Origin of the sequence: Pseudoalteromonas sp. SMS1, from assembly GCF_021530565.1 — a bacterium.
Classification (GTDB): domain Bacteria; phylum Pseudomonadota; class Gammaproteobacteria; order Enterobacterales; family Alteromonadaceae; genus Pseudoalteromonas.
The window spans coordinates 94,018-107,512 of record NZ_JAKGBI010000006.1 but is presented as its reverse complement, the minus strand read 5'-3'; the positions used below and the strand labels follow the sequence as shown (position 1 = coordinate 107,512).

Annotated in this window: 15 protein-coding genes; 8 read left to right on the top strand and 7 right to left on the bottom strand. The window is 42.6% G+C overall.

The features are described 5' to 3' along the window. Nucleotides 1-4 precede the first annotated feature (4 nt). Nucleotides 5-472: an OsmC family protein gene (locus L1286_RS09275; protein WP_235406624.1), complete on the bottom strand. Its 468-nt coding sequence runs from the start codon at nt 470-472 to the stop codon at nt 5-7. Between the two features lie 137 nt (nt 473-609). Here L1286_RS09275 and L1286_RS09270 point away from each other — a divergent pair, with 137 nt between their 5' ends. After that, nucleotides 610-1,518, top strand: a complete 909-nt coding sequence (locus tag L1286_RS09270) for a LysR family transcriptional regulator (RefSeq protein ID WP_235406623.1) — start codon at nt 610-612, stop codon at nt 1,516-1,518. Nucleotides 1,519-1,873: 355 nt separating this feature from the next. After that, a complete protein-coding gene (locus L1286_RS09265; RefSeq protein WP_235406622.1) occupies nt 1,874-2,806 on the top strand; it encodes a hypothetical protein in 933 nt (310 codons plus the stop codon). Nucleotides 2,807-2,893: 87 nt separating this feature from the next. Here L1286_RS09265 and L1286_RS09260 read toward each other — a convergent pair whose 3' ends face one another. After that, the gene (locus tag L1286_RS09260) at nt 2,894-3,190 is read right to left on the bottom strand and encodes a SelT/SelW/SelH family protein (RefSeq protein WP_235406621.1); all 297 of its coding nucleotides are present in this window, start codon (nt 3,188-3,190) and stop codon (nt 2,894-2,896) included. A gap of 41 nt (nt 3,191-3,231) precedes the next feature. Further along, complete coding sequence (gene nhaR, locus L1286_RS09255) at nt 3,232-4,125, bottom strand: transcriptional activator NhaR (RefSeq protein ID WP_235406620.1); 894 nt, start codon at nt 4,123-4,125, stop codon at nt 3,232-3,234. Between the two features lie 144 nt (nt 4,126-4,269). On the opposite strand from nhaR, the gene L1286_RS09250 reads away from it, so the two are divergent. From L1286_RS09250 to arfB, 6 genes are all read left to right on the top strand, one after another. Beyond that, complete coding sequence (locus tag L1286_RS09250) at nt 4,270-4,560, top strand: hypothetical protein (RefSeq protein WP_235406619.1); 291 nt, start codon at nt 4,270-4,272, stop codon at nt 4,558-4,560. A 413-nt stretch (nt 4,561-4,973) separates the two neighbouring features. Continuing rightward, nucleotides 4,974-6,242 carry an efflux RND transporter periplasmic adaptor subunit gene (locus tag L1286_RS09245; RefSeq protein ID WP_235406618.1) on the top strand — a complete coding sequence of 423 codons (1,269 nt, stop codon included), beginning with the start codon at nt 4,974-4,976 and terminating at the stop codon, nt 6,240-6,242. Between the two features lie 10 nt (nt 6,243-6,252). Further along, on the top strand, nt 6,253-6,942 hold the full coding sequence (locus L1286_RS09240; RefSeq protein WP_235406617.1) for an ABC transporter ATP-binding protein: 690 nt from the start codon (nt 6,253-6,255) through the stop codon (nt 6,940-6,942). Nucleotides 6,943-6,952: 10 nt separating this feature from the next. Next, entirely contained in the window at nt 6,953-8,281 is a 1,329-nt protein-coding gene (locus tag L1286_RS09235) for an ABC transporter permease (RefSeq protein ID WP_235406616.1), read from the top strand. Between the two features lie 8 nt (nt 8,282-8,289). Next, nucleotides 8,290-9,495 carry an ABC transporter permease gene (locus tag L1286_RS09230; protein WP_235406615.1) on the top strand — a complete coding sequence of 402 codons (1,206 nt, stop codon included), beginning with the start codon at nt 8,290-8,292 and terminating at the stop codon, nt 9,493-9,495. A gap of 214 nt (nt 9,496-9,709) precedes the next feature. Next, nucleotides 9,710-10,123, top strand: coding sequence for an alternative ribosome rescue aminoacyl-tRNA hydrolase ArfB (gene arfB, locus L1286_RS09225; RefSeq protein ID WP_235406614.1), 414 nt, complete (start codon nt 9,710-9,712; stop codon nt 10,121-10,123). On the opposite strand, the gene L1286_RS09220 is transcribed toward arfB, so the two are convergent. The 4 genes from L1286_RS09220 to L1286_RS09205 are packed head-to-tail and all read right to left on the bottom strand — an operon-like array spanning nt 10,120 to nt 13,410. After that, nucleotides 10,120-11,364 (bottom strand): ATP-binding protein, encoded by a 1,245-nt coding sequence (locus L1286_RS09220; protein ID WP_235406613.1) that lies wholly within the window; start codon nt 11,362-11,364, stop codon nt 10,120-10,122. The genes arfB and L1286_RS09220 overlap by 4 nt on opposite strands. 6 nt (nt 11,365-11,370) lie before the next feature. Next, entirely contained in the window at nt 11,371-12,060 is a 690-nt protein-coding gene (locus L1286_RS09215; RefSeq protein WP_235406612.1) for a response regulator, read from the bottom strand. Then, a complete protein-coding gene (locus L1286_RS09210; RefSeq protein ID WP_235406611.1) occupies nt 12,060-12,464 on the bottom strand; it encodes a DUF3019 domain-containing protein in 405 nt (134 codons plus the stop codon). Before L1286_RS09210 ends, L1286_RS09215 begins: the two co-directional genes overlap by 1 nt. Then, a complete protein-coding gene (locus L1286_RS09205) occupies nt 12,454-13,410 on the bottom strand; it encodes a MipA/OmpV family protein (RefSeq protein ID WP_235406610.1) in 957 nt (318 codons plus the stop codon). Before L1286_RS09205 ends, L1286_RS09210 begins: the two co-directional genes overlap by 11 nt. Nucleotides 13,411-13,495 lie beyond the last annotated feature (85 nt).

Genomic DNA, 13,495 nt, shown 5'->3' with positions numbered 1-13,495 from the left:
GCGCTTAGGATTGGGAGCAAATGACAATGTTCGTGTGCACTGAGTTTGCTAAAAAGCAGGCTTCATGTGCCTGGTGATGGAGCTCATCTGTCATCGTTGATGACACTACACTTTTATTTGACCATGTTACATTTGGGTTCAGAATAACTTTCGTCATAGCGAGCTTTCCCTGTGCATTATTTGCCATCATTCCCTCTGCATGATCAATGTAAGTATCCACTGTTAAGCCTGACTTCGCTGCAAAGTGCAGAAAAAACAACATGTGGCAACTTGATAATGAGGTCACAAAGGCTTCTTCAGGATCGACATTATCTGGGTTGGAGTAGGGGAGTGGGACAATGCTAGGAGAAGATGAAGCTGCAACTTTTATCCCACCATCAAATATCCAAGTGTGCGCTCGACTGTATTTTTGGTCAACAAACTGTTCGCTTTGAGTTCGTTGCCATGCTATTTGAGCGGTGTATTTTGCCATGTTGATACTCCTTAATTGGGCTGCTAAATAAAACCGACTGATCTGCGAGTGTGTTTAACGTCGATAGTGAGTATGCATTTGACAGCAAGATATTAGAAGCGATAATGCCTCAACTTGGTATGAGGTAGATTCACATCATGAGTAAGCCCAATTTCTCAATGACAGCACTACAGACATTCTCTGTTGTTACTAAAGAACTCAACTTTTCAAAGGCTGCTGAGGTATTAAATATATCGCCAAGTGCGGTTAGCCATCAGATGAAGTTGCTCGAATCACAGCTTGGTGTGAGCTTGTTTCATCGAAAATCTAAAGGCGTCATGTTAACCGACACGGCTGAACAATTGGCTGAGAAGGTGAATAAAGGATTTGAGTTGATTGACTTTGGTATTGGAGCCGCCCAACAAACTGACTCGATTCAGCGGATTGTGTTAGCGGTTGTCCCCTCTTTGTTGGAACACTGGTTGATACCAAGGTTAAATGACTTTTATGACGCGTTTGGTCATGTAGATCTACACTTAATTGCAGCGGATCAATTAGTTGACTTTAATCAACGGCACATTCACGGACACTTGCATTTTGGTCATGGTCAGCAGGCTGAACTTACGAGTGTGTTTATGGCACATGAATACGTTTACCCTGTGTGTTCACCTAGTTATGAAAAAACACTTTTAGAAAGTGAGTGTTTACTATCGTATGCTGGAGGTGCTGAAGATGCACCTAGTAATATGAGCTGGGCTACGTGGTTTAAACACCAATCTCTGGTGCTGCCAAAGCAGCCTAGGTATAGACGTTTTAGTCACGTCGGACATACTTTAAATGCGGCAAAACACGGCCAAGGAATTGCGTTATGTTGGCATCATATTGCCAGTGCTCAGCTTGCTGATGGGGCTTTGCTGCGGCTTCCTTTTACTGCGATTCAACTCCCTTTTTCATATCACCTTATGATGCCAAAAGATATTGCCACGCGACCGATAATGCAGCAGATTACACGGTGGCTTGCGTCGCAATTTGCAAGGTCACACGGTATGGAAAGTGACATAAACTGAGTAATTCGAGGTGATGATAAAACAACGGCATGACACCAATGCTTCAGCCCGTTCTAACCTGTTCAGGTTATCCTCATGAGTATTTTATCGTGCCCGTTTGTGGCTGTCTAAAATACGCAATTCGGGTCGCCATCTGTGACCGTGGTGCTTGGATTTTCGAAATTCCCCACGTTTGAAGGCGATTAAAAGCGTAGCTGGCATCTCGATTTGCAATTTACCCCTAATCTATGGCTAAATTTGAAGTACAACTTTTAACAGTTTTTTAGTGCTGAATAAGCTAGATTACTGCATCGAGTTTTTAATCAAGGAAGTGTGTTTAATTATTAAACCTAATAGATAGGTAAATAGGTACGAGATGTCTCAAACGAAAAGTAATATCGCGCTGGGCCTAGCTGCAACGGCACTCGCATTAACTGTTTATAATCAGAATTTTACACAATCTACCCCCTCGCCTGAGTCATTGCCTTCTGAGTCGGTATCGCAATCGCATCATGCGATTGATGCTAACACGACGCTCAGTGAGTCAATTAGCAAATCACACAGTGATTTAGAGTTGATGGATAAGCGAGCACTCATAGAGCGCATAGAGTATTTAGAAGCACGTGTACTTGATATTGAAAATAGTGCTTTTACAAGCGCCCCTTCGGCTGAAAATATGGAAGAAACCATCCTTGCCGTATTAGAAGAAAAAGAACGTCAAGACAAAGCTCAAAATCGAGAAGACAACCCTGTTTATGGATTCTATGAAGATTTGCCGAAGGATTATGACCTGAAGCTGAAAACTGATCCTGAGTTTGCGATGAAAGTCAGTCAAGATTTAAGAACAAAAGTCTTAGATGAAAGTTTGTCGCCGACAGAGCGTTTGTCTGCGATGGGTCAGTTACAAATGAACATGTATATTCTTAATCGCACACAAGGTGAAATGTTTGACTATGAGACGGTCGATGCCGTGCTTGATATTAGCCGCAATAGCCAAGATGAGAAATTAAAAGTACAAGCGCTAGAGGTGGTTGCACACTCCCCAATTGTAGACCATCGAATTGCAAAGTCTTTGCAAGATATTATAGAAAAAGAGCCAAATAAGTATATGAAAACAATGGCGGCTGAAGGGTTAATTGGTCAATATTATCAGTCTGGCGAGACGTCTCCTGAGCTGAAGCAGCAACTGGCCAGTGACATATTGGATTTATACAATAATTCTAACAGCTCAGAAACGCAGCTGGTGATGCAGCGTTTAATCCGTGATGATGAATTACTCGAACAAATTAAAAGAGACGCGGGTAGATAATCTATTCGCCAATGCTGTGCAGGCAATGACTTAATGTATGCGTCTGCACAGCGTGTGTTTTTTCATTCAATGCTCTCAACTGTAAGCCTATTGAGGGTTTTGATCTGAATGTTTATCGATGTGCCCTAAATCACGATCTGGGCATAATTTGTCTCTTACTCTTCGTTTGAGCTCTTTGGCTTCTGGGAAGCCCCCATCTTTTACTCTGCACCAAATTAACTCTTGATTATAATAGATCTCGAAGACGCCCTTTGACGCGGGTGCCAGTGACACTTCCTCTAAGTCTTGACCAAAAGTGGAAAGTAGTTCTTGTGCAAGCCAACCGCTTCTTAATAGCCATTGACACAATACACAGTAGTGAATCGTAATTTTTGGACCGTTCATAGCTCTCCAACTCAGCTTTAATAACCCACTTGCGATGTAGTTTACTCGCCCTCTTGTTGTGCATTTTGCACAAACTCGGAGTATATCGTGTCTTTAATTAGTCTATCTGGGGTAAATGCATAGTAGTGCTGAAATACGTTTTCAATACTACCGATAAACGTGACATCGTAGTGTCGCTCAATTTCTTCTTTAATGGATAAGGGGGCTGGAAAGATGCCAAAACCTTGTTGTCCTAAAGACTTCATTAATGCGCTGTCATCAACGTGCCCCGCAACAGACATTTTAATATCAAGGTCTTCCAACCAGTACTGAATCGCATTGGTCACGGGGCTGGACTTAGCGGGTAAAATGATCGGCATGTCTTTGAGTGTATTAGGGTAATCTTTGCTAAGTTTGGCATAGTAGTTCGAGTTACCATACAACCCAAGTTGGCTTTTCCCAATCTCGTGACAGAATGCTTTAAATGGCGTTGAGCTATCTAGGGGTTTGTCTGCTAAAACCAGATCTATTTTATGGGTTGCCATCTGAGCCAGTAGCTCTGATTGTTGCCCATCGATACAATGTAAATTGGTGATGCGTTCATGCTTAATTAAAGGTGATAGCCACTTAGATACCAATGATTTTGGCAACGCATCAGAGATGCCGACTTTGAGGGTACGATTAATGTTATCCAGATCCCCTCGCGTTGTTTCAAGCCATTCTTCAGCGACATTGAACATGTCATTGGCATATTGCTGAGTAAGCTGCCCGTACTCTGTGAGCCTCAAGCCTCGACCTTCACGCACAAACAGTGATTTGCCAAGTCGTTGCTCTAAACTGGTGATTTGGGCACTGATTGTTTGAGGTGTCAGGTGCAACACTTTACTGGCTGCCGCAATGCTGCCTAATTTACTGACCTGCCAGAAATAATAGAGGTGATTATAATTGATATTCATGATACTTCGTTAATTTCGATGTCTAACTAAGAATTAATCAGCTTTTATCTTTGATTCCACCTTAGTAGATTTAAGTCATCGACGCAATCAGTAATTTCGCTACGACGTGATTTTTGAGCGTTTAATTGAACGAGGTCAATAGAGATGAAATTAAATTTACGTATGACAGGCAAAGCTTTAGGTGCAAGCGCTAAAACAAAAGCAGCAAAGTTGATCACAGTTAAGCTGGCAAAATACGTGGCTAATATTCGCAAGGTAAAAGTACATATTGATGATGTGCCTTCGAAACTTCATGGTACGTTGACTCAATGCCGAATCGAAGTCTTATTACCTGGCTTACCAAGTATTATGGTTAAAGCAAGGGGCAAGGATATGGCACAAGCAATTAAACGGGCTGTCACAAACAGCGAAACAGTCTTGACGCAAAAGTTGTGATGTTACTGGTAAACCTCTTGAGTGTGATGTTTGCACTCAAGAGGTTTTCAGTTAACTTTTTGATTTTATTATACTAAGCATTACTCCCAAGCACTTGCTGCGGCACGGAAGCTGCGCTTTTTATCCTGAAAAGTTCACTATTGTTACTGTCCCTTCCTTTTTTGTTAACAAGTTAAATGCCTTCCTGATTCTAACAACGAACTCATTGCATCAATGAATGTTTTTATTTTGAGCAATAAAATCAGATATAAACCAGTAGGATAGCTATCTAAAAATGTAATTTTTGGGCTTTTTATTGTTCGTACTGATGGTGATTAATCTTTAATGAAATGTTTATTATTGGTGACATCTCGCGCCTTGTTGTGTATTTTATACGGTGAAAAGCTGTAATACGATTCTCAAGGAAGTAAAAAATGACATACATATCTGATACCAGTGCTCAAGACACGCAAATAGAGAAGAAAAGGAATTACAAGCTCTATTTGGCTATTGCTGTAGGTATCATTATTTTTTTCATGTTTATTATTCCACAACTATCAGTATGGTTTAGTGGCCAAGGCGCTGTGCGTCTTGAAAATATCCGCGTTGCGCAAGTTCAAAAAGGTCAGTTTATTCGTGATATTTCCGTACAAGGCCGTGTTGTTGCTGCCAAAAGACCGACACTGTATAGCCCTGCTCAGGGGACAGTGACCTATCTAGTGACACCGGGTGATACTGTAGAAGTAGGTGAGCAGTTGGCGGTGATCGATAGTCCGGAGTTGACCAGTCTATTCGCGAAAGAGAAGGCTGAGTTAACCCGTTTACAAACGCAACTAGAGCGCGAAAAAATCCAAGGAAAGAAGCAAAACTTGGAACAAGAAAACTATATTGGTAAAGCACAAGTGGCGCTCAATGCCGCTAAACGTGAAATGCGCCGCAATGAAGAAGGGCATAAAAGTCAGGTTGTAAGTGACATCGACTTTCAAAAGGCTAAAGATGATTTAGAAAATGCACAAAGAGAGCATCGATTAGCAATCAAAGAGGTTGCGTTGTTAATCGAAAGCCAAAAGTTTGAGATTCAGACTCGAGCACTAGAACTGCAAGCTCAGCAAGTCATTGTTGATGAAATTCAAAGGCAGGTTGATGCCCTCTCAATTACTTCTCCCGTAGCCGGTATTGTGGGTAATTTGGCTGTTGAACAGAAAAATACAGTAACTAAAAATCAGCCCCTGCTTAGTGTGGTTGATCTTTCTCAATATGAAGTCGAAGTCAATATTCCGGAAAACTATGCCGACGACTTGGCTTTGGGGATGAGCGCAGATCTCATGCTTAATGGCAATACCTATAAAGGGGAGTTGACGGCGATTTCTCCGGAAATTGTTAACGGTCAGGTGGAAGGGAAGATTAGATTTAAAAGTAAAAATATTAAAGGGTTAAGGCAAAATCAACGGCTGACCAGCCGTGTTGTGTTAGAAGAAAAAAGTGATGTTTACTTTTTGCCTAGAGGGCAATTTGCGGAGTCTGGAGGGGGTCGCTACATATATGTAGTGCAGGACGACACCGCGGTTAAAAAACAAATAAAGCTTGGGTCGAGAAGCTTAGGTCAAGTCGAAGTTATTTCTGGTTTAGCGATGGGTGACAAAGTAGTGATCTCTGATCTAAGCGTATTTAAAGAAGCTGGTAGCGTAAGAATCGTGCAATAAAGGAGTACGTATGTTAAGAATGAATAAGCTAGCGAAAACTTATTTCACAGACACCATTAAAACACAGGCCCTGCGCCCTTTTGACTTGGAAGTGAAACAAGGTGAATTTATTGCTGTTGTTGGCCCGTCAGGTTCAGGAAAGACAACTTTTCTTAACATTACCGGACTTCTTGAGGACGCGTCTGAGGGCGAGTACTGGTTAGATGGCGTCGATGTTTGTACTTTAAGTGATAAACAAAAATCTCGTCTGAGAAATGAAAAAATAGGTTTTGTTTTTCAGAGCTTTAACCTCATTCCAGAACTAAATATCTTTGACAATGTAGAAATGCCATTGCGCTATCGCAAGTTATCAAGTGCAGAACGAAAAAAGCGTGTTGAGCATGCGCTGGCGCAGGTTGGGCTGCACAGTAGACAAACTCATTATCCTTCTCAGTTATCTGGCGGGCAGCAGCAAAGGGTTGCTATTGCGAGAGCGTTGGCAGGCTCTCCGGCATTTCTTTTAGCAGATGAACCAACGGGCAATCTAGACTCCACCATGGCTGATGGTGTTATGTCACTGCTCAAAGAGATCAATGCTGCTGGCACGACCATTATTATGGTGACGCACGACTTGGAGCAAGCAACACAAGCTAGCCGAATAGTCGAAGTTAAAGATGGTGTTATCTGTGAAGTAGATAAACAAACCCAAGCAATCGCCTAGAGGGGTCGCTATGTTTATCTATTATATAAAACTGGCTTGCTTAAGCTTATGGCAAACTCGGTCTCTCAGTTTTCTGGCGGTACTGATCATCGGTGTGGGCATATCTGCAACCATGACCACATACACGATAAACTACATGATGACGAAAGACCCCCTCCCAGCCAAAAGTGAGCGTGTATTTTTGGTTAGGTTAAATAATTGGAGCCCTGAAGCTTCTTATCGTAATCGAGCAGAGGAACGCCCACCCACCTATATCTCTGTCCAGGATTCATTGAATCTAATGACACAGAATAAAGCCAAAGGGCATATACCTATTGCGGGCTTTAAAGATATGCTCAAACTACCTGAGCAAAGTGCCATTGACGCTGAAGTATCCGTTGTTCGAGCAACGACGAGAGACTTTTTTAGCACTTTTGATGTGCCGTTTTTATATGGCTCAAGCTGGCCTCAAAGCAGTGACACCACAGGTGAACAAGTTGTTGTAATTTCGAAAGCTTTGAATCTGTCACTGTTTTCAGGGGAAAACTCGATCGGTCGTACCTTAATGCTTGGCGAAAACCAATTTACGGTGGTCGGAGTACTCGATGATTGGCATTTGCTGCCACGCTTTTATGGTGATTCTATGCGGGCGTTTCAGCCACCTCGAGAAATTTTTGTTCCCTTTCAAACCCAGATTAACCTTGAGCTATGGACATCCAATTTACAATCCTATGAATGTTGGAAGGAGCCTGAAAATGCTTCAGTGGCTGCACTGTGGAGCTCTGAATGTATTTGGGTATTTTTCTGGGTTGAACTCGCAAGTGCCGATAACAAATCTGAATATTTAGACTTTCTAGATTCTTACGTGCGCGAGCAACAAGCGTTAGGACGTTTTCAAAGACCTATTTTAAATCAATTACAGACCGGGGCTGACTACTTGCAAGAGCGTCGTGCTTATTCAAGAGACAGTGAAATTGCAGTGTGGCTAGCAGGTTGTTTCTTGGCTTTGTGCTTGTTAAATGCAATGAGCATTATTATGACTAAATTTCAGGGTAAAACAGCCGAAGTTGCGTTGCGTAGGGCTGTTGGGGCGAGCAGTGCTGATTTAGTCCAACAGTATGCATTGGAGACCGGCATTATTGGTTTGTTGGGTGGCATGCTTGGGCTTGTATTGACACAAGTATGTTTGTACGTATCAAGCCAACTCTATACGCATTTGAGCAAGGATATAATGAATATGAGTATGGCGTTAATGTTGGCGACGGTCATTTTATCTATTGTGTCGAGTTTAATATTTGGGCTACTGCCCATTCTTCGTGCGATTGGTGTGCAACCAGCTGAACAGCTTAAAAGTTTGTAGGGGCAAGGATGAGAGATTTACTGCCAATTTTAAAGTCACTGAAAAGCAACTATACAGCGGCACTGCTGTTTGTGTTACAGGTGGCTATTACATTTACAATTCTAGTTAACGCTATCTTTTTGGCGATGGAGAAGCAATCCGTGATTGCTCGCGCGTCGGGGTTGGATGAAGACAATGTGTTTTATGTTGCGACCAACTTACCCGTATCCGATGATGAAAAAGCGGCCCAACTTGAACAGGATCTGATAAAAATCAATGAGATTGTTGGTGTTAAAAGCGCTGCGGTTTCATCTGGGATCCCGCTTACAGGCTGGGGGCGACTGGTTGAAGTGGCAGTAAATCCCGATACAAAATATGATACTTTTTCTGGGTATTATGGCGGTGATATAAAGTTGTTGAACAGTTTCGGTGCACACATTGTGGCTGGCAGAGGATTTATTCTAGGTGAGGAGTTAACTGCGAGGGTAGACGGTTATAACTACGCGACAGAGGCAATTGTCACCAAAACACTTGCTCACTCTCTATTCGATACTCAATGGCAGTCTATCGTTGGTAAAACCCTTTATATTAATAATAAGCCTCAGCGTATTGTTGGCGTTGTTGATACGTTACAGGCCGCTTGGCCGTCTTGGGTCGTTGTTGAGCATGGGGTGATCTCAGCCGTTAAAGAGACAGATGGGATCATCAACTTTGTGGTGCGTACTGAGCCAAATACGCAACAGCAAGTAATGGCACAAACTTTAGAGTATTTGATGTCGGTTTATGGGCGTAAGATTGACAAATACGAAACATTCAATGCCGTAAAAAAACGCGCTTATAGCGCTGAGAATGCAGCCAGCAAAACGTTGTTTGGCGTGATATTTGGACTGTTGATGGTGACGACGTTAGGTATCTATGGTCAATCTCGATATGGTATTGTCAAGCGTGTAAAGTTAATAGGTATCCGACGCGCAATGGGCGCGAGTAAAGGCGAGATCATGCGTTACTTCATGCTTGAAAACGTTATCTTGACCTGTGTAGGGGTTATTTTAGGGATTATCTCGGCAATTGTGTTGAGCATCACATTCAGTAATGCATTTGAGCTAGGCACTGTGCCACCCAGTTATATGTTGTATGGCAGTTTGTGCACATTATTGCTCGGTCAGGTCGCGGTGCTTTATCCCGCATTTCGTGCTGCACAGTTACCACCGGCTATTGCAACGAGGATTGTCTAGTACCACATTCAAGACAATGTTCGTTGAATACAGTATGTCCTAAGTATTTTCTTATTGTATGATCTCTAGACTCACTCAAATCAGATCTGTGTTATGCACGTATCTGGGCAATTAATCAGTAAAATTGATACAATATTGACGACGAATTTATTAGGGGCAATTCTTCCCTGTCTTGATGGGAAGGTGCACTCGCGAATGCGGTGGTAGTTTAAACATGTTGAAACTCTCGAATAATGTAGAATTGGCGTCTTGGGAGATAGAGTTAAGTGCCATCAGGGCGCAAGGTGCTGGCGGGCAAAATGTAAATAAGGTTTCTTCAGCAATCCACTTAAGGTTCGATATCAATAGGTCTAGCTTACCTGTATTTTACAAAGAGCGTTTGTTGGCTTTGTCCGATAGCCGCATCAGTAAAGAGGGGGTGATTATTATTAAAGCACAAACCTTCAGAACACAGGAACAAAACAAAGAAGATGCACTCGTCAGGCTCAAGCAGCTGATATTAGATGCCATCAAAGTGGAAAAAAAGCGTAAACAAACCAAGCCAACTAAAGGCGCTCAAAAGCGCCGTTTAGAAAGCAAGAATAAACGTGGGCAAACCAAAGCGTTACGCCGTTCAGTTAAGTACTAGTTTTGCTTTAGGGGAAGGGTAATATTGAATGCCGCGCCGCCTAAGCTCGAATCACTGACCCAGCATCGGCCATCATGCCAACTGAGAATTTTAGCGACAATGGCAAGTCCTAAGCCAAACCCACCCGTTTCTTTGCTTCTACTTGTCTCGAGCCTAATAAAAGGGCTGAATACATTTTCACGTTTGTCATAGGGGATACCGGGGCCATCGTCGCTGACCTTTAAATGTAGGTTTTCGTCGCGATTGACAGTCAGATGGATGTCGATGACTTGTGCACCGTATTTATCTGCATTTTGCAGTAAGTTTTGCAAAACTCGGCAAAGGTAGTGGCTATTGCCGAACACATAGAGGTCTTCTTGAATGTTAAACTGGAGCTTTTTATGGGTTGTGCTCTGTGTTTTTGCAATTGACTCAGCAACCAATTTACTGAAATCGAAGGTGCGTTTTTGCATTTCCCTTTCTGAAAACTCGAGCCGTGCATAGCTGAGCATCTCATCTATCAGTAGTTCCATTTCTAACACATCATTGCTCATCGCTTGAATTTGTTTTGGATCCTTCGCTGCCAGCATCGCCAAAGCGAACTTTAAGCGTGCTAAGGGGGTTCTGAGCTCATGAGAAACGGCATTCACTAAATGCTTTTGGTTTTGCATTAAGCTTGCTGTTTGCAAAGCGAGTTTTTGAATTTGTTGTGTTAGTGTCGATATCGCGGAAAAGCGAGAAGGCTGAGTTTCAATATCTAGCTGGCCCGTTGCAAGCTTGGTGGTAATGTACTTTAACTGGGTTAAATCTCGCCATAATGGTCGTAGCCAGAGCATCAAAAGCAATGCCAGAATCGCGAATGAAATGAGCCTGAAACCGTATTGCGCAAAAAACGAGCTGCTTTGTGGGGCATAGGGTCCAAGTTGCACCAAATGTTGGCCATCTTCCAACAACATACTTAATTGATAATGATCATTGGCATCAAAAGATATGACAATCTCACCTTGATTTAAACGCTCAAGCTGCTCCTCAAACCATGCGATATCATTGACGTTGATGATATTCAGTTGATCACTGTGTGGGTGATTCTCAACGCCAATTTCATCGAGTACAGACTTCAAGTTTAATGCAACTTGCTTTGCATAGTTGAGCTCATTAGGAGCTTGGTTACCCCATTTTTTCCAGATGTATTCACTGCTTTGGTTAATTAATACGATACTCGCAAAAACAAATAGATATAGGCTTACAAGAAGTCTCAGCATCAGTGCTTAGTCCCATGCTGATTTCGAGCAAAGGTACCCTTTACCCCACACCGTCACCAGTCTAAACGGTTGCTCTGGATTGTCTCCCAGTTTTTTTCTTAGACGTGATATACGCACATCAACACTTCTATCTAGACCATCATATTCGCGGCCTACGACGCATTTGTAAATATGCTCTCGACTGAGCGTTTGTCCCGCATTATTGGCAAGCTCCCACAATAGGTCAAACTCATAACTTGTCAGCTCCACTTCTTCACCTGACAAATAAGCTTTGCGTGCCGCTTTATCGACTTCTAATTGACCTAGGTTGATGATGTCACTACTACTTTGTTGCACACCACCACGCCTTAATAACGCATTGAGTCTCGCTAACAATACGTATGGCTCTACAGGTTTAATGACATAGTCATCAGCGCCAATCTCCAACCCCCTGACATGATCAAAATCGCTGTCTTTGGCAGTTAAAAAAAGCACGGGCCCGGTATATTCGTTGCGGATCTCACGGCAAATAGAAAACCCATCCATATTGGGTAGCATAATGTCCAAAATGACAATGTCTGGCTGAGCAGAGATGATTGCGTCAACAGCTTTCGCGCCGTCGTTTACCAACGTAACTGAAAAGTTGTTGCTTTCGAGGAATTGCCCGGTGAGTTCTGCGAGTCTTTCATCGTCTTCTACAAGTATCACTTTTGCCATTAGAAAAAACTCCAGTCAGATTTTAATTTTCGTCTATATTTGCGGCTTATTGCAGCGTTCACTTTCACTTTCTGTGAGGCCAATGTTTCCATCTTCGCGTTTTTAAGCGAAAAAACCATATCTTGCCCCAACGCTATATTCAGCTTGGCCTTTGCTTGGCGGGTATTTTGCCAACACTGTAATTTTTGTTCATCTTGAAATAAACACACGTCATCAACCGTCTCAGCATGCCATTGCACTGCGATGGTCATTTCACACATTTGACCGATGGACTGTACCATACAAATTATAGGTTTGATTGTGAGCGCAGCCTTACTTGATTGCGGCACTGCATGTGCGCTGTTCGTGTTTGTCGCAATTAAACAGACTGACGCAACCAGTGGATAGGTCCACTTAAAACTCATATACACCCCCAATAAAGACATTAGAAGTATATTTTTTATCTATCAGCGGACTGTCTGTAATGCCTGAACCTAGCCATGTTTGCTTCGCGCTAAACTTCAACTGCCAATCTTGGTTCAATCGATAATTAAACGCAATGCTGACAAAAGGGTTGATTGTTGCTTTACCTGTGTACAGGTGGTATTCAGACTCGGTATCCAGCGGACTGATCCCATAATAATAGTCCACGAGTTTTTGGCTTTTATATTCAGCCCCTACTTTGAGTTTGAGCCTAGCGATATGAGGCTGACCAACTGGCACATGATAACTGTAATCTATTTGCCCATGGTAACCGCGATAAGTACCTGTTACATCATGCAGCCAAAGAATTGAAAGTTTGCCATACTTTTCGAGATACCAATGAGCTAAAAAACCACTGTCGAGGGCCCAGTCGCGTTTTGCAATATCATCAATTGAAATGGATTTCTTAGTTTGCTTGTCATCGGGGTCAACGTTGTCCTTGTCACCATCAATGTCATCCGGTGAATCTGAATCAGTGCCCGTATCGGGGTGAGGATCAATCACTGGGTTTGACGGCGAGCCTGATTCTTGAGAAAAGCTATTGCTTACTAATATATTACTCGGGTGAAAGCGTTCAAAGTACGCACGTTCGGTGTTGAGCTGTGTGATAAGGCTCAAATCATACTGGGGCTTTTCAACGAAGGTATAGCCAACAGTGGTATTGTCGACAAAAAACTTGTCACCATAGTAGCTAATATAAGGCAATACTACGAGAGGCACATTGTCCCCATCTCGTACGGGGTTGGTAATCACGCCAGCACCGACTGCAACAGCCAGTTCCCATTGCCCCACTTCGATGCACTGTTGGTCTTCAGCTGCGCAGCTAGCGGCACTAGATGGGCTGATTGTGAGTGTATATATGAGCAACAAAAAGAAGAAATATTTCAATCAATCGACTCCTGTAAATTCTAGGCTTAAATTTACCAGTAATTTTGTCAATTACCAGAAGCAGTTACATAAAATAACAAATAGA